Annotated in this window: 15 protein-coding genes; 4 read left to right on the top strand and 11 right to left on the bottom strand. The window is 59.7% G+C overall.

Annotated elements, in window-relative coordinates; genetic code table 11:
- Positions 1-21 precede the first annotated feature (21 nt).
- The 6 genes from ACZ5J0_RS20865 to ACZ5J0_RS20840 all read right to left on the bottom strand — a co-directional run bounded on the left by ACZ5J0_RS20865 (position 22) and on the right by ACZ5J0_RS20840 (position 8,555).
- Positions 22-1,449, bottom strand: coding sequence for an MFS transporter (locus ACZ5J0_RS20865; protein ID WP_464094819.1), 1,428 nt, complete (start codon positions 1,447-1,449; stop codon positions 22-24).
- A gap of 84 nt (positions 1,450-1,533) precedes the next feature.
- On the bottom strand, positions 1,534-2,331 hold the full coding sequence (locus ACZ5J0_RS20860) for an SDR family NAD(P)-dependent oxidoreductase (protein ID WP_464094820.1): 798 nt from the start codon (positions 2,329-2,331) through the stop codon (positions 1,534-1,536).
- 597 nt (positions 2,332-2,928) lie between these two features.
- The gene (locus tag ACZ5J0_RS20855; RefSeq protein ID WP_464094821.1) at positions 2,929-3,792 is read right to left on the bottom strand and encodes an alpha/beta fold hydrolase; all 864 of its coding nucleotides are present in this window, start codon (positions 3,790-3,792) and stop codon (positions 2,929-2,931) included.
- Positions 3,793-4,152: 360 nt separating this feature from the next.
- Complete coding sequence (locus tag ACZ5J0_RS20850) at positions 4,153-4,566, bottom strand: tautomerase family protein (RefSeq protein WP_464094822.1); 414 nt, start codon at positions 4,564-4,566, stop codon at positions 4,153-4,155.
- Between the two features lie 800 nt (positions 4,567-5,366).
- Positions 5,367-5,765: a winged helix-turn-helix transcriptional regulator gene (locus ACZ5J0_RS20845; RefSeq protein ID WP_464094823.1), complete on the bottom strand. Its 399-nt coding sequence runs from the start codon at positions 5,763-5,765 to the stop codon at positions 5,367-5,369.
- Positions 5,766-6,263: 498 nt separating this feature from the next.
- Entirely contained in the window at positions 6,264-8,555 is a 2,292-nt protein-coding gene (locus ACZ5J0_RS20840) for an FG-GAP repeat domain-containing protein (protein ID WP_464094824.1), read from the bottom strand.
- 578 nt (positions 8,556-9,133) lie between these two features.
- Here ACZ5J0_RS20840 and ACZ5J0_RS20835 point away from each other — a divergent pair.
- Positions 9,134-9,418, top strand: coding sequence for a hypothetical protein (locus ACZ5J0_RS20835; protein WP_464094825.1), 285 nt, complete (start codon positions 9,134-9,136; stop codon positions 9,416-9,418).
- 631 nt (positions 9,419-10,049) lie between these two features.
- Positions 10,050-10,799, top strand: coding sequence for a hypothetical protein (locus tag ACZ5J0_RS20830; protein WP_464097232.1), 750 nt, complete (start codon positions 10,050-10,052; stop codon positions 10,797-10,799).
- 21 nt (positions 10,800-10,820) lie between these two features.
- On the opposite strand, the gene ACZ5J0_RS20825 is transcribed toward ACZ5J0_RS20830, so the two are convergent.
- Together ACZ5J0_RS20825 and ACZ5J0_RS20820 are read right to left on the bottom strand one after the other, a co-directional pair.
- The gene (locus tag ACZ5J0_RS20825; protein WP_464094827.1) at positions 10,821-11,534 is read right to left on the bottom strand and encodes a TIGR02391 family protein; all 714 of its coding nucleotides are present in this window, start codon (positions 11,532-11,534) and stop codon (positions 10,821-10,823) included.
- A 584-nt stretch (positions 11,535-12,118) separates the two neighbouring features.
- Positions 12,119-12,886, bottom strand: a complete 768-nt coding sequence (locus tag ACZ5J0_RS20820; RefSeq protein WP_464094828.1) for a hypothetical protein — start codon at positions 12,884-12,886, stop codon at positions 12,119-12,121.
- A gap of 211 nt (positions 12,887-13,097) precedes the next feature.
- Between ACZ5J0_RS20820 and ACZ5J0_RS20815 the strand changes: the two genes are divergently transcribed.
- Entirely contained in the window at positions 13,098-13,955 is an 858-nt protein-coding gene (locus ACZ5J0_RS20815; RefSeq protein ID WP_464094829.1) for a hypothetical protein, read from the top strand.
- Between the two features lie 235 nt (positions 13,956-14,190).
- Here ACZ5J0_RS20815 and ACZ5J0_RS20810 read toward each other — a convergent pair whose 3' ends face one another.
- Together ACZ5J0_RS20810 and ACZ5J0_RS20805 are read right to left on the bottom strand one after the other, a co-directional pair.
- Positions 14,191-15,420, bottom strand: coding sequence for a hypothetical protein (locus ACZ5J0_RS20810; protein ID WP_464094830.1), 1,230 nt, complete (start codon positions 15,418-15,420; stop codon positions 14,191-14,193).
- A gap of 30 nt (positions 15,421-15,450) precedes the next feature.
- A complete protein-coding gene (locus tag ACZ5J0_RS20805; RefSeq protein ID WP_464094831.1) occupies positions 15,451-16,164 on the bottom strand; it encodes a hypothetical protein in 714 nt (237 codons plus the stop codon).
- Here ACZ5J0_RS20805 and ACZ5J0_RS20800 point away from each other — a divergent pair.
- Positions 16,153-16,368: a hypothetical protein gene (locus tag ACZ5J0_RS20800; protein ID WP_464094832.1), complete on the top strand. Its 216-nt coding sequence runs from the start codon at positions 16,153-16,155 to the stop codon at positions 16,366-16,368. The genes ACZ5J0_RS20805 and ACZ5J0_RS20800 overlap by 12 nt on opposite strands.
- Before the next feature lie 38 nt (positions 16,369-16,406).
- On the opposite strand, the gene ACZ5J0_RS20795 is transcribed toward ACZ5J0_RS20800, so the two are convergent.
- Positions 16,407-16,793: a hypothetical protein gene (locus tag ACZ5J0_RS20795; RefSeq protein ID WP_464094833.1), complete on the bottom strand. Its 387-nt coding sequence runs from the start codon at positions 16,791-16,793 to the stop codon at positions 16,407-16,409.
- Positions 16,794-16,886 lie beyond the last annotated feature (93 nt).

Genomic DNA, 16,886 nt, shown 5'->3' with positions numbered 1-16,886 from the left:
TAATTTCCTTATCGACGCCGTCTAGTTGAGGGTGTTGTCGGCCAGCGCGCGCGCCTCACGGCGGCGTGACGCGACCCCGAGCAGGATCATCGCGACCGTTCCTATGAGGAGCGGAAATCCGATTGCGAAGAAGATCTGCCCCGTGCTCCAGCCGAGGGAGAGCATGACACCCCCGACAATGCCGCTGACAATAGTGCCGATGCGACCGAAGCCGTGCATCCACGAAACGCCCGTACCTCGTGCCCTAGTTGGGTAGACAAGCGCCGCAAGTGCGTTGACGCCGGTGTTCGTTGCGGGGAGGAACAGCCCCCAGGCGAAGGCGGCCAGCAGGAGGCCGGATAATCCGAGCGTAAATGCCGCAACAGCCCAGATTGAGAGGGAACCAAGGCTAAACATGACCCCGAGCACACGGAAACTGCCGAGCTTGCCCATGGCGAAACCGACGAGCAGTGAGCCTACCGTGCCGCCCCAGCCGTACATTGCGACGATCACGCCCGCATCAGCGGCAGTCAAACCATTGGCATCAATAATCAGGGGCAAGTAGTTGATGAGGAGGTAGGTGACCGAAAGTCCAATGAAGTAGCAGACCCATAGCAGGATGCTCGAAGCCAGGAACTGTTTGGAAAGCACGACGCGCACGCCGCCCTCCCTCACAGGCTCGGTGCGATCGATGCCGAGATTAATGTGCTCAACGTCAGCCAACGGTGAAATTGACTGAAGAGTGCGCTTGACCCTCTCGGGCGAGCGTTCCTTCAGCGCCAGGAAGGTAACGGACTCGGGGATTCTCCATGCCAGGAAGGGGATGATCGCGAGCGAGAGTATTCCGGCAGTGACGAGGAGCGCCTGCCATCCGAGGGTCGGAACGATTGCGGCTGCCAAGTAGCCGCACAGGATCACACCGAAGGTGAATCCGGAGAAGGCGATGGTAATGAGAGTGGAGCGTCGCGCGGCCGGCATAAACTCGGCGACCAGCGTGACGACTGTAGGCAGGACGGCACCGATACCCAGGCAGGCCAACAAGCGGGCTGCACCAATCATCTCAACATTTTGCGATGCAGCCCCAAGAAGCGTGAAGACTGAGAACCATGCGGTCCCCACCAAGATGATTTTCCGTCGTCCGAAGCGGTCGGCGAAGGGGCCACCGAGAATCGCCCCAACGGCCATACCCACTACACCGATGGTTACCAATGCGGTAATTGCGGCGAGGGGCGTCCCCCACTTTGCCACGATCTGTGGATAGACGAAACTCCACGCCTGGACGTCGATACCGTCGAGGGTGATCACCAGGAACGCCAAGACAACGATGGCCCAGCGCCTTCTTCCGACGGGTTGCGAGTCGAGGAAGCTCTGAATGTTCGTCTTCGCGGAGGTTGGATCAGAGGTAGCCACGATTGGCGCGGCTGGATCAGAGGTAGCCACGATTGGCGCGGCTGGATCAGAGGTAGTCACGATCGGCCTTTCTTTGGGATCAGCATTGACCCGGTAGATGTATGGGGGACGTCGAACTGTTGCGTGACGTGCACTGCGGTTCCCTTAGAGGATGGAACGGCCGCCGTCGATTACGAGTGTTTGACCGGTGATGTAGGAGCCAGCCGGCGAGGCGAACAGCAGGACAGCACCGACAACCTCTTCCGGTTCTGCGATGCGCCCGAGGGCGGTCTTGCCTGCTGCCACGGCGCCGCGTTCGTCGTCGTCCCAGACGGGAGCGGCGAATGGTGTGCGCACGATCGAGGGGGCAATGCTGTTGATTCGGATACCGCGGCCACCCCATTCCGCGGCAATGCTTCTTACGAAGGCGTCAGTGGCCGCTTTGCCTGCGCCGTATGCGCCGAGCGAAATGCTGGCGCGGACTGAGGCAATGCTTGAAGTTGTGACGATGGAACCGCCGCCGTTGTTCGACATCATCGGCAGGAAGCCGCGCATCAGCTCGAAGTTGTTGAGGACGCCGTTGAAGAGGCGGTCGAGTTCTTCGCGGGTTGTTTGTTCGATTGGCCCCATTGGCGCAAATGGCATGGCATGGGCAATCAGGATGTCGATGGGCCCGAATTCGTCGTTGACGGCGGCTGGGAAGGATCGCACACTATCCGAACTTGAGAGGTCGCATATGGTTCCCGAGACCTTGATACCGTCGCTGGCCAGCCTATCGACCGTGCTTCGAACATCTGCAGGGTCGAAGCTCGAGATGATGGTATCTGCCCCGTGTAGCGCAAAGGCTCGAGCAATTTCAAGTCCCATGCCGGAGGTTGCTCCGGTGATCACGGCGCGTTTGCCGCGGAGTTCAAAGGGGCTGCCGGACACAATGGCCCCTTGGTCCAGTGAGTGCATCGGCATGGATAGTTCCTGTCGTCGTTGAGGGGTTAGGGCGGACCTGTGGAGGCTCGCGGAGGCGGAGTATTCATTGCCCGTGGATGCTGTAGGTGAGGTGGAAGTCTCCATTGAATTCCGGTCCTGTCTTAGATGGAGGTAAGTGATGGAAGGGTTTCGACCGGCCGCCGGTCAGGAAATCGGGTCCAGAGATGACGTGGCGACCGCCCTCGCTCATCAGGGTGGTGCCGGGGTGAAGGCTTCTGGTGGTGCTAAGAACCCGGGGGCGGGCGTAGGTGCTCCCTACGCTCCCAACGGCGCGTGGCTTCAATGGAAGCCCCCTTAGGGTGACATCGATGCTGCCGCTGCCGTTAGACGCCATTCCGGGCAGGAATACACCTTTAGGTCCAAAGTGTGCTGTATCCCAAAGGTCAGAGTTTGATACTTCGTCGGGGGTGCCTTCCCTGCTCGGTTCCCGACCGCGGAGTCAAGGTCCTACCGGATGTTGCTGAAGACGCCAGGGCGGGCGGCGCAGGCATGAATGCCCTTGGCGATGGTCATTCCCATTCCCAGCATCCGATCCTGTGACGAAAGCGGTTCTCCCACCCTGCGGAGGGGAACGGGTCACTTTAGGCCGCCGTTTTCCTGGTCTCGGAGGAACTTTAGGGCATGTTCGCTGAAGGTTTCCGGGTACTGGAACAGTGAGGCGTGTCCGGAGTCGGGGTAGATGATCAGTTGGGCATTGGGCATGCGTCGGACCATTAGGAAGGAGTTCGGGGTTGGTACCATGACGTCGTTGGAACCGTTAACGACCAGCACCGGGTGCTGAATATTTTCCAGCTCCGGCAAGGTGGAGCCGTTGCCTTCCCACCAGTCAACGATGGCGGCACGTTGTTTCGCACCGGCCTCCGCAGTAACGTTGGCGCGTTCGGGACGCTCGGGGGTGTATATGCGTCCCATGTAGGCGCGGGTTGCGGCTATGCCGGTCGGCTTCTTGTTGAACCACAAAGCCTGGAAGGTGAGTTCGGGGTCACGTACCGAATTCACCCAGTACTCGATGTCCGGCCCGGGGTAGGTGACTCCTGCGCCGCCGCCAGGACCGGTACCTACCAGGACGACGTTCCGAACCAGTTCCGGTTCGGTCAGGGCGATCCGCTGGGCGATGTACCCGCCCATGGAGAAGCCCAGCAAGTCGGCCTTCTCCATACCAAGCGCCTTGATGAACTTGACGGCGGTCTTGGCCATCTCGGTAATGGTGGCCCCAACCTCACCGTCGCTGAATCCCACGCCCGCGTTATCGAAGGTGACCACGTGGCGTTCCTGGGAGAGCAGTTCGATGACAGCCGGATCCCAGTCGTCTATGCTTCCGCGGAACCGGCTGAACAGAACCAGTGGGACGCCCGACTGGTCTCCGAATTCGCGGTATGCCACCTGTGTGCCATCAACATCGACGGAGCGCACGGCGGTGGCAACGTACAGAGAAGACATGTTTTCCTTTCATATTGATGCATGGGGGTGCCCGGAAGATCGCTTTGGCTTCATCTTCGATAGTTATTCAAGAAGTCACTACGTTTTCGGTAGTTACTTGTGATGCGTGCCACAGTATTCTGTCGTAGCCCGGCTGTCAATGCTGGAACAGCCGCAGGTTGGCACTTGGTGTTAATTGGAGTGGAAGACCATGGGAGCCGGTGCGTGGCGCCACGTCACCCAGCGTCCGCGACAGCGCGTTGCTGCGGGACAGAAGCCTCCGCAGGCCAAGGCGATAGGTCGATGACAGAGTCGGCCGCCGTATAACGCCGGCGACCAGCACCAAATTAGCGAGACATTGCCGCCGCAACGCCAACTCTTCTACTTATCCACCCAAGGCATCGAAAGGTCGATATCAGAAACCAGGTTACCCCCGCCGAAGCTCATATTCTCCAAAGGAATGGCATACATAAGCAAACTTATATCGTCTTGGTTGACACCGACCCGTTCCACGGAATAGCGCGTGACCAACTCGGCGAGCTTGCGCTTCTGCTCGATGGTTCTACTGTCGCCGAAGGTTACGGTCACGATCAAGCTCCGGTCGGATCTCTCTTGGGCCGGGAACGTCGGGTGGATGAAGAGTTCATCCTCGCTATGCTCGCTGATGATAACAAAACGATCATCCATAGGCGTCTCCATCGCTTCGTGAAGCGCAAGGTTCAAGGCATCGGCGAGAGCTCGTTTCTCCTCGCTTGAGAATTTTTTAGCAGGAATATATGCGTGGAATATGGGCACTGAGTTTTCCTTTGTAGATGTTCGGCCTGAATAGCTTCGCCGGTGGAACTTCTAGCGAATTAGCAATTGTCTTGAACATGACACTGAGGGCGCAGCCGCTGCCGAATAGCGGGATTGGGAACGCGCGGGGGATGCGAAACGGACCGCCGTGGCTAAATTTCGGTAGAAGCTCGAAGGGTAACTACATTTTCAGTAGTCACTAACGATGCATATGATTGTATTCCGTGGCAGCGCGCCTGTCAATGGTTAGATTCACCACCCCGCAGGTTGGCTTTTGATGCTTAGCGGAGTGGAAGACCGAGGGGAGCCGCGGCGGTGGCAACGCGCTTTTCGGCTGCCACCAATCCCAATGCCCTGCGCGAAGGTCACCGCTTCCCGGCTTCGATGCCTGCACACGTCAGCACGCCGCTACCCACGCCCACGGGGCGCGTTAGTCTTGAATTTGATGGGGATGTAGCCCCAGCATGGTGGCGTGGTATGCACAGCCAAAAGGCGAGTCCAGCAAGGTTCAGACCATACCCGCTATGAACGGCACCGATGGATGCTAATGGGACTCGTCGGAGTGACAATATAGGCGACCTTGCCCGCTGCAACCTCAACCAGTGTCATCTGCGGCTGTTTGCGCATGGGCAGAGACGCAACACTCTGCCGGTAATTGTCTACAGGCAGCGAGGGAACTCGCTGTCGGGATGCGGTGCTGATGGCAGGTCGCGCCGCTTGATGAGTCACTTGCTCTCCCGCATCTGTTTTCGTCCTGGAATGTCCACCGCAGATGCCGCTCAGGGGCGTTGTGCCGGCTATCAGCTGGAGGAGCGTGGTACTGCGGCTGTGGGCTCGCTGAACCACCGGGAAATGACGCTCCGAGCATAGCTTGAAACGGTTATAGGGTCAGCGGCCTCGGGCCTAGGTGCGTGTTCGTATCCCCAGTTATCCAAAACCTTGACCAGCACCTCGAGCTCCTTGCCGGCGGAGGTCAGCTTGTACTCGAACCGAGGAGGCTTTTCGCTGTACAGGGAGCGCTCGAAAATGCCCGAGTCCACAAGAGTGGCCAGCCTCTTAGACAAGACCGTAGGCGAGATGGAGAGACTTTCAAGGAATTCGTCGTAGCGGCTCTTACCTCTGAAGACGGCGTCCCGGATGATCAGCACACTCCATTCGTCACCGATGGCATCGAGAGCATGGGCGACGTTGCATTTCATTCCATCAAAGCTGCTTCGGCTGCGCATTGTCCCACCGCCTTCCGGGGTCGACTCAATCACACTAACTACTGAGTTGATAGTTATCATACCTGAAGGGCCCGAATTGAGTTCGGAGTGAGGTTCGTCCCCAGGATGAGCTTCAGTCGAAGTCTCGGACCAGCGGCCGGGCGCTCCCACCGGGTCCGGCGCCCCGCCCATCTGCAGCCACGTTCCCTGAAGCCCAGATTCGCAAGGTCCCTTGTGCACGATGGATGCGCTTCCCCGCCGGCCGGCCGCGGGATACCCTTCCTAATCCGGTAATCACCTAGAGCGCGGATGCAACTGATGTCGTGACCCGCCGCTGGACTTCGACCCTATATTCCGAGCACAGCCTCCATAGTCCGGGGAATCGCGCGTCCAAGTCAGAGCTTTGGGCTCCTTTTAGGCTTCTCCCCTGGTTCGGATTCAATGGCCGATAACGGAGATTCCGTCAACCTATTGGGGCTACTCCAGAAGAGGTCAAAGCATGGCGGTCATGACGTTCCAGCCGGATCCGATCCGTTGTGCTGTGAGCCAGCCACCGGTCCCGTTTCCCGGGTAGAGCCAGAGGGTTCCGGCGCCGTCGCGGGCGATGACGTCAGCCTTCCCGTCCCCGTTGAAGTCGCCAGCGCCGGTGACGGCGGTCATGACGTTCCAGCCGGATCCGATCCGTTGTGCTGTGAGCCAGCCACCGGTCCCGTTTCCCGGGTAGAGCCAGAGGGTTCCGGCGCCGTCGCGGGCGATGACGTCAGCCTTCCCGTCCCCGTTGAAGTCGCCAGCGCCGGTGATGGCGGTCATGACGTTCCAGCCGGATCCGATCCGTTGTGCTGTGAGCCAGCCACCGGTCCCGTTTCCCGGGTAGAGCCAGAGGGTTCCGGCGCCGTCGCGGGCGATGACGTCAGCCTTCCCGTCCCCGTTGAAGTCGCCAGCGCCGGTGACGGCGGTCATGACGTTCCAGCCGGATCCGATCCGTTGTGCTGTGAGCCAGCCACCGGTCCCGTTTCCCGGGTAGAGCCAGAGGGTTCCGGCGCCGTCGCGGGCGATGACGTCAGCCTTCCCGTCCCCGTTGAAGTCGCCAGCGCCGGTGACGGCGGTCATGACGTTCCAGCCGGATCCGATCCGTTGTGCTGTGAGCCAGCCACCGGTCCCGTTTCCCGGGTAGAGCCAGAGGGTTCCGGCGCCGTCGCGGGCGATGACGTCAGCCTTCCCATCCCCGTTGAAGTCCCGCCGTTGCTCTTGCATGAAGGGGGTGGATTTGAAGGTCGCGGCCCACTGGGCCGTGGCCCCGGCGGCCAGGACGTAGTCGGTCTTGGCTTTCGCGGAGACCGTTACTGTCCCGGTTCCCGGGTAGGTTCCGGCGGCAACAACCTTGCCGCCGACCAGATAGTCCACCCCGGTGGTGGCCGGGACGAGGTAGACGTCGTCTTTGGTGCCGTCCTTGTCGGTGAACACCACAGCCGCCGGAGTCACCGTGAAGGGGGTGGATTTGAAGGTCGCGGCCCACTGGGCCGTGGCCCCGGCGGCCAGGACGTAGTCGGTCTTGGCTTTCGCGGAGACCGTTACTGTCCCGGTTCCCGGGTAGGTTCCGGCGGCAACAACCTTGCCGCCGACCAGATAGTCCACCCCGGTGGTGGCCGGGACGAGGTAGACGTCGTCCTTGGTGCCGTCCTTGTCGGTGAACACCACAGCCGCCGGAGTCACCTGAGTAGGAGCATGGGTGACCGTGAAGTTGAGTGTTGAGAGCACGACACCTGGCCCGAGGGCGTTCCCGTATCTAGTGTCTGCACTATTGCCTGCAACGTCGCTGAATTGAGCAAACTCAACACGATATGTGCCCGCCGCCCACGTCAGGCTGTCAATCGGCGCGATGGTGGCAACGCCAGTTGAGGTGTTTCCGACCTTGGTCGAGGTGTTGGACGTTACGTACTTGATGTTCCCACCCGGGGGATAGACCCAGAAGGTCATGTTCCTTATGGCGCTGGCGTCCGAGGCGGTCCACTTGAAGCGTGGAGCTTCGCCCACGCGAAGAGTTGTCGGCGACTCCATCGAAACGGACGTCAAAACCGGCGGCGTCGTGTCTGCCCTTGTCCCCTCGACCGTGAAGTTGAGTGTTGAGAGCACGACACCTGGCCCGAGGGCGTTCCCGTATCTAGTGTCTGCACTATTGCCTGCAACGTCGCTGAATTGAGCAAACTCAACACGATATGTGCCCGCCGCCCACGTCAGGCTGTCAATCGGCGCGATGGTGGCAACGCCAGTTGAGGTGTTTCCGACCTTGGTCGAGGTGTTGGACGTTACGTACTTGATGTTCCCACCCGGGGGATAGACCCAGAAGGTCATGTTCCTTATGGCGCTGGCGTCCGAGGCGGTCCACTTGAAGCGTGGAGCTTCGCCCACGCGAAGAGTTGTCGGCGACTCCATCGAAACGGACGTCAAAACCGGCGGCGTCGTGTCTGCCCTTGTCCCCTCGACCGTGAAGTTGAGTGTTGAGAGCACGACACCTGGCCCGAGGGCGTTCCCGTATCTAGTGTCTGCACTATTGCCTGCAACGTCGCTGAATTGAGCAAACTCAACACGATATGTGCCCGCCGCCCACGTCAGGCTGTCAATCGGCGCGATGGTGGCAACGCCAGTTGAGGTGTTTCCGACCTTGGTCGAGGTGTTGGACGTTACGTACTTGATGTTCCCACCCGGGGGATAGACCCAGAAGGTCATGTTCCTTATGGCGCTGGCGTCCGAGGCGGTCCACTTGAAGCGTGGAGCTTCGCCCACGCGAAGAGTTGTCGGCGACTCCATCGAAACGGACGTCAAAACCGGCGGCGTCGTGTCCGTCGGGGTGTAAGCCCTCGAGGGGAGCGCTGACCAGCTTGCGGCGATCAAAGTCAGCAAAAAGACAGTAATTAGACGGGCGAATCTACGCACCAAACCCCCATTAGATACTTGAACCTTCAGCCATCGTAGTAGCAGTAAGCGCGCAGCTTCACTTGGAGGCTTCTTCCTGGTGACGAATGCAGTAACAATCTATTACCGGGTGCACCACCAGACGGCTGAAAGTTCAGGTGATTTGCTCTCTGGCAACTGAACGCCAACAAAGCGCCGCTGAGCTGCGGACAGCGCCGGACTCATCACGGGACTGATGTTTTCGCCCCAACTTCCTTCCCGTGGTTTTACGCCGATAACCGATGTTATGACAAGTAGTGGTCTGAGTATCTCATCAGATGAATCAATTCGTCCTATCCCCTGATCCTGCCGGGATCTGCCTAACCAGCTCAACGAAGCCGTGGCCGTAGCCCGGGCCGCCGATCTGTCCTTGGACAAAATCGGCAGAGCGTACGGAATCACCCGGCGCCATGCACATCCACCTGCTGACACCCGACGGCAAGACCATCTGGGAAGACGACACCGACCCGGACAGCGTCGCCTGGCGGCCGCCGTCCCAGGTGGTCGGCTGGAAAGTCGCATGCAGCTGTGACGTACCGGAAACACGCATCATGGACCAGCTGTGGACCCGGGTCTGGCACCCGGCCGACGAAGACGTCACCCGCCACCGCATCTACGCCGGCGACCCTTCCAGGGACGACGTCAGCTACGTCGGAGACCGCGAAGACATAGAGCCCCTGTTCATCGACCAATGACATCGCCACATCGCCCCTGACCTGCACGTCCACACCATCAACACCCTGGGCGAACAAGTCAAGAAGTTGGAGTCCCAGCTCGACGACGCCGTCGCCGCCGCCCGCGCCGACAGCCTCTCGTGGGACAAGATCGGCAGAGCATTTGGGATCACCCGGCAAGGCGCCCGAAAGCGCGGGGATACTGCAACCCGCGGAGTGAATGGAAGTTGAACCGGGTTGGATTTGATCGGCGAAGCCACGCTACGGCGGGTAGGCAACGGGCGATCCCGTCCGACAACAGACAAACACGAGTCAGGCGCGCAACATCAGCAGGCAGGTCGCCGGAAAACGCAAGGATGCTTACAGGACAACCCGTCGTGACGGATGTCGCACTAATCCACCGAGATTGTCATCCAAGAATTCTGTCTGGACGGGGAACGGACATTGTCAAGGACGGAAGCCCACGCGCTGGGTTCTGCGGGCATGTTGGTGGGCGGGCATAACCGCTGTTCTGGCCCTGTTTCCTACCCGCCATCTAGTTCCGAAAGGAAACCATGGCGCTGGACGCGAGGCGTCGCTTAGTGGGCTAAGCTCACCATACCCAGCGGCCCGGAAATCCCCTTCTTGCCGTCACACATAGCCGAGGAGCTCCGTGGTCTACGACTACACGCCCGACCAGTGGCCACCAGCGGGGCATCGGATGTCTTACGATACCCAGATCTTGAATGCGGACCGAGGGGGAGCCTTCCGGCTCAAGTTCGCCATTAACGTGCCAAAGCAGGGTGTTGACATGTCCACTATTCGCGTGGGCCGCATTGGGGGGCCAACCCATGAGGATCTAGAGTTCCGGGACGCTTTGTTCCTCATCATTGGATCCATCACGGTCGCCGGTGCTCACGTTGAGGCAGCCATGAAGCGCCTCCTGCTTGTCCTTTCCACCGATGTAACCACCTTTGGGCTGGTGGATTTCCAGTGGGCCGGTCTCGAATACAGGCTCGCGGCGGAGTGCGACGGCCGGGACAGGCGCCGTGTCCGGCTATCCCGAATACTGGAATGGGCCAAGGAGCTCGACATCAGGGAGCGCCGCAACACGGCCGTGCACGGATCCTGGTGGTTACACAAGCAAGAACGAACAGTGGCCGGCCGATGGCCGCGCGGGAAGAATGACACGATTATCGTTGGCTCACTGAATGATCTGCGCGCTCTCGAAAATGACTGCTGGACTCTGGTTGCGAAGCTCGACAGACTTATCGGCGAGGACTGGCCGCGGGCCGTGCTACCGGAGGAACCTGTGCCATCATCGTTCAGACGAGAACATATCCGTGACTGTGGCAGCGAGGGGGAAACGCCTCAACTCGATTCCGCTAACGCCTTTAGGAACAACGAGCAAAAAAACCGCTAACAGAGCTGATCTGTCCGCTTCCTACCGTGCCACCAGTTGTGTCTCATCGGCCCATCGAGCACAGACTGAAAGCACGGCCAAGTACTCAAGGGCCTGCTGCTCAGCCCATTCTTCGTTTTCGTGGGCAGATATGTTCCGGATGCCTGCGTAGACACCTTGTGCCAGGAGATGGAGTCCTTCTTGGCGCGAACGCCAAGACTCTTCATCGCTATCGCCTGGGAAGTGAAGTCTGGCTCTACCCCCAGTCGGGGGCGCCTGGCTAAACACGTCCTGAACCAGCTTCCGATCGTTTAGCTTCGATGCAGCCCTTGACTTGATATGCGTGGCCAAAGCCAATGCGGCCTGACCGATGGCTACACGATACTGCCCCGTACCCCATATGACGGCGGCCGACTTCCAAACAACGGGATGTAAGTTGTCAGCAGCGAGTTCAGGTGCTGTTGGCGACATCCGCGCTTCCACCTCTTCGAGGTCGCGTATTGCCCCAAGAGCCCTCCGTACGCGTTCTTCGCCAGTCGATCCTCCACCACCGCGGGCAGGAGGGAGGATCTTTCCTTGTTCCGAGGGGTCTACTCTGTTGACTATCCGCTCAACCGTGGACAGCATCAGCTCAGCCTGCTGATTCAGGGCAGTAGCTTGGTCGTTCCAGAACTCGCCCGGTCGGACGGCTTTCCGAACTGATTCACACACGAAAAGGTAATCCTCAAGCTTCTTCTCTGCCCAGGCCAAGTCCATGATGCAAGGATAGGCCTCGCCACAGTGGCACCCCGAATCGGAGGGCAGGTTAGCTCTGACAGAGTCCAAGGCTCGGCGCCATCCCTCGGTGCCGATGTGACCATCGCTGCAGACTCCCCGTCCGTGCAGCATCTTTTGCCCTCCCGGAGGAAGCAACATGGCTACTGCTAACGATCGGATGGCCGGTCCTATGTATCCTTGTTGTGGCGGTTCTTAGATTGGCCGCTGAAATGTTTGTTGGTTGTCGTCACGGGCGTTGCCGTAGGACTCCGTTAAAACACCAAAGACCCGACTGGCATCGGGCCTGAGGTACAACATTTCGCTCATGTTGTGCGAGATCAAGGGCTTACTCCTTGAAGTTCACACTTACAGAGTAAGCCCCGTCCTGATGCCGGTCAACGCGGCGGCTTTAGGGGTCCGCACCCGATCCTTACGGAAGGGGTGCGCCATGTCGAAAAAGACAGACGGTGCAGTCGTGAAGTTGGTCATCAAGCTTGTCCACAAAGTGGTCGAGCTGATCATCACCCTCAACGACTAAGGCGGCGGCGGTCACAGGCATTGTCTGTGACCGCCGTTTGCAGTTCTCATTGTCCGGATTGACGCTCCAGAGCTGGGCGGTCTGGAATCACCAAGAAAATGCTGTCCCCCTGTTTGGAATTGCTCCTGCGCGGATTGACGGCGATACCCTTTCTGAGGTTGCACAGCGGCTCCGTCGTTTGGCCACTACGTGGCCAAGAGTAGCCGTGGAACTGGATGGCCAAGGCATTGATGTGGGTCCGCAGCAGATGCAAAACCCTCCAGGTTTGTAGTGGCGTGAAGGTCAAACGGATGCCCAGAATAGAGGTCCAGTCATCGTGGTAAAGGTTTAGCCCTTCCTCCTCCTCAGCGACACTTGCATTGAGGCCGAGGGTCTCCATGTGGGTAGCCAACAATTGTTTCCCCTCGGCAGTACGGAGTTCCTTCAGGTGAGAGAGTTTGTCCCGGATCCACTTAATGTTTTCTATTGGTTCAGGAAGGATCTCCACCCCTAGATAGTCACAGTAAAACTGCTTACAGTGGCCGAAGTTCCATGAATCATCCGTGCCGAACTTGACCAAAGCAGATCCATACCTGCGGAGAATGCGCTGCGCCGATGACTCGAGGAACACCTCAAAGAGCTTGAAGGCTTCCTTAATCACAAAACCTGCGATGTGTTCCCAGTACTGGTCCCAGAAGATGCCGACGTCGTCCATAAACGCGCTGTATCCCTCGTCACCATAGCGCGTCGCAGGATCCAAACGACTAGCTTCCTGTTCGGCCGCATCCTCCCGTTCAGCAAACCATGGCTGCATCCCGCGGGTGGTCGAGAGCAAGACCGCTCGCAGTTCCTTTTCCGCTTCATTCCAGTCGCTGTAGGGCGGTTCCGTATGTTGCCATTCCGCTTCTATGGTGTGTGAGCTCAGCGTTCTTCCTCAATCTTGTCGGTGTATTCGGGCCGTACTGCCATTCATACAGCAGACCTGGCCATAACCACGCCGGCGGTTTCTTGCCGTGCCCCGGAAGTAGACCGATAATCTATGCTCCATGATGGTTCCTCCCTCCCAATGGCTTCGTCCGGGTATCAATACCTCACCGTGGCCTTACATGAAGTTCCTCCGCGCCAGAGGGCTGAGCCAAGAAATTTTTACGGCCATCGAGGTAAATTCGGCGGCTTCCAATCGTCGGGTTGTGACCGAGATTGGATCCGATGAGCGTACCGTCGCGTTCAAACTGCACATAGACTCGCCTCTCCCTGTGAAGGAATGGTCCTTGTCATTTGGCGATGCTATCCACAACTACCGAGCAGCCTTAGACTCCCTGGCCTGGGAACTAGCCCATTGGGACGGAGCTGAACCGGCAGAAGAGGTAAAGCGGAAGATCTATTTCCCCCTATGCTCGACCCAACAAGCGTGGGAGCTGCAGCTATCCGGCCCTCTGGCGACAGTCCCTGAACACCTCGCCGGCCGGCTATACGGGGTTCAGCCCCTTCACCTTGCGTCTCCGCGTGATGCCGTCGGTTTAGCGCTACACGAGTTGGACATTCGCGACAAACACAAAGCGTGTGTCGAGGCCAGCACCCATACTCACTCAGCGGGCAGGATGATCATGGAGCTGACCGATGCAGACGGGAAGAAAGTTGGTTTTAACCCCCGCTCCCTTCGAATCCACCGGCCGCAGCCTTTCATCGATGGACAGACTCTGTTTTCCGTCGTGACGGACAGTCCCGTCGCCAAAGCTGAAAGCGCCATGAACGTGCCTGTTCAATTCGTGATCCATCTGCAAGACGGCCGCACGGTCGAACTTTTCAACTTTTTGCACGCCGTCGATACATACCTAGTGCAGGTCTTTGACCTCGTGTACAGAGGCGAGGATTGGGTGAGGCCTCCATTCGCGGTCTCTTAACGATCATGCCCACCTGAGGCAGACCAGACTCCGCCGCATCCGGGTTGATTCCTACCAGCCGAATTTGCCCCTTTCCCCGCGCACGTTCATGTCTTGGGTTCGCACGGTCTTCGCGGGCCTTACGGGGAGGCACGGCCATGCTTTGGGCGCGTTGCTGGGCGCGGAGCAGCTAGGCTTGTTTCCCGTCGCAGAAGGGTGTCACCCGGAAACGTGAGACCTTCTGCCCTGCGTGAAGTTAACGGGGCAGCCCGCTTTTACCGCGCTCAGCGCCCACAGCAGCCGCCGGACGGGACTTACGGGCCTTGGCTGCCTTCACGGTTGTCACTGCTGCGCTGGGGTGCGTGCCCTCGCTGCGGGCGGCTGCGAGTCGGCCGCGGATCTGGGATTCGTTGGCGCCGGTATCGGCTAGGGCCTCGGCGAACTTCTTGTGGTGGTCGACGGAACCGTAGCCGGCCTGTGCAGCTGTTTCGGTATTAATCCCCTGGTCTTTGAGCCGGCTGCTGTCGTTGCCGGTGACGCGGTTCTCGATCTCTCGGCCGACGCCTTCCATGCGGGCGAAGAGTTCCTCCTCGGCCCGCTCGTACCGCTGTTCCTGAGTTGACCATTTGTCGCCTTTGAAGCCGCCTTCTGCCAGCAGTTTGGCTTCGTGCAGGTCTTTGGCTGCGTCCACAAAGGCCGGGTCCTTGAAGTGTTCCTCCCTGACCCCGTTGACGTTCGCGGCGGTTTCCTTCCGGAGCTGGTCGATATCGGGACCATTGATCCCGTCCTTGCCAATCAGGTACATGCGTTCCTTCACGGCCGCGTCGGCGACCTCCAACGCCTTGGGCGTCTTTGCGTTGTGTGCCACTTGAAGCGCGTTGTTTAATTCAGGGTTGGCCAGGTACTCCACGGGCACTTGGTGTCGTTCCATTTCAGGGGCGAGTTTCGCGGCTTGGGCACGGAGTTCTTCGGCGCGTGCAGCGACTAGGAGCTGCACGGCCTTTACGTGTTCGGCTGCCGCTTTGCGTGTCTCTTCCTGGCTCATTGTCAGCGCATCCTGTCGCCCTTTTTCGGTGGTGACAGTTTGGATACCTGACTCAAGATATGCGGCGTCTGCGCCAACGTCATGGGTGTCGATGCCGTACCGTGCCAGGACTTCCTGACGGATTCTTCCGGACGCTGCCAGGGCAGTGGAGTCGTGGTCCTTCCACGCTTCCGCGACGGTGTGCGCGGTGGCAATGTCGGAGGGTTGGGCTGTGTCCCACCCTTGGTCTTTGTCCACCGGGGCAAGGGCTGCGTGGGCGGCGCTGCGTTCAGCTGCCAAACGTGTGGCTGCTTCGTGCGCTGCTTGCGAATCCAAGTGTTCCTGTTGGCGCTGGGACTCCTGACGCTTGCGCGCCAAGGTCTCGGCGATACGGGACGCGATCATCAGTGATTGCCGCAGTCCGCCGTCTACTACATCGTCCATTCCGTCTGATTCACTCATGGTGTTCCCCTTGCACTAGTGGTGTGATTCTTATCGGTCGAGTACGGGCCCGGGTTCGCGTCCGGTTCGCGTGGCCGTCTTGGCTGGTGTTGCTGTTCCGGGAACAGGTGAGCCGGGCCGGATGGGGGCCATGCCGCGTAGGCCAAGTTCGACAGGATTCCGGACAGGTCCACGTTCATGCTCTACTGATTGCTCGGCCGCCCCTACGCTGACGGGCCGGGGCATGGTCGCTGCGAAAGGTTTGAGTTGGGTTGCGACGACGGCCCGAATCCTCTCCGCTTCACGTGTCCGGCCGGATTGCAGATGCATGTCGTAGATCGCCGCAGCCATGTTGACCAGTTGCACCATCAGTGCAGTCTGAGCCGCAGTCTTGTTCTTGCTCGATGCTGCCAGGAACAACATTGCGGTGCCCGCGATGGACGGCAGCGCAACAGGTTTGCCGTGCTGGCGAGGTGCACGCAGTTGCGCGGTGCGGGACAATTCAGCAGCTGTTTCGGCCAGCGGTCCAGGTGTGGTTTCGAGACGGTGCGACCACGCTGCAAAGGCTCCTGAAACGTCGCGTGCTGCCTTCGCCCATGTGGCGTGATCGTCCAACGGAATGAACCCGTGCTGCCGGCGCGAAAGGCCGGTGTCCTGGGTGGCGACGTAGTCAGGCAGCCGAGCCTTGTAGGCGTAGAGCACTTCTCGGGCGAGCCGCTGGCCCGTGGCCGTGCAGACATCAGCCAGCTCCTTGTGCGGATCCACAATCTCGACTGGGACGGGTCCACCCCCTACATGCTGACGTCGTTGGTGAAACTGAGCGGCGTCAACCATCCGGGCAAGGGATTCTTCACCTTGGCCGCCGACAAGGACCTGTACAACACGGACGTACCGGAGGACGTCTTCTGGTCACAGCAGGTCGGCTTGGCGCACGGGGCACACAAGAGGGTCCGGCCGTTCAGAGTCTAGGAAAAGTTGCTTTCGGCCCCCTGGCCGAACAATGCCAGTTACTGGAGCTTTCCGCCGAGCTTGCCCTGAAGGTCCTTGATCTCCAACTCCGGTCCCCTGATCTCCCAGTTCGGGCCGGCCAGGACAGCCTCCCGGACCTTCTTGAACTTCACGTCCTGGGCCACCATCTTGTTGAGGGCCGCGGTGTTATCAAACGCAACTAGTACGGTGTTGGCTCCGCAGGTGGTGGCCTGCCGACCCTGGTCGGCCTTGGCGTCCTGTGTTGGCTTGTCCTTGCATTTGTGTTCTTTGACGACGTTGGCGGCTATGTAGGCTTCCCGCAGGTCCATGACGCCTTTGTAGGAGGCGTCCTTCGAGATGGCGGTGCCGCAACCGGCGAGCAGGGCAGCGCAGATGGCCGCAGTGACAATGAGTCGGATCTTCATGGGTCCCCAGGTTGGAGGCTGCCTCTGCGGCAGCGCGTATCGGTCAGAACTTTATACGAGCACCGGCACGACGCGTCCTTGGTGGCTCGCGGC

The sequence above is a fragment of the Arthrobacter sp. DualSoilB13 genome (assembly GCF_055389195.1).
This window is presented reverse-complemented; position numbering and strand designations above follow the sequence as displayed.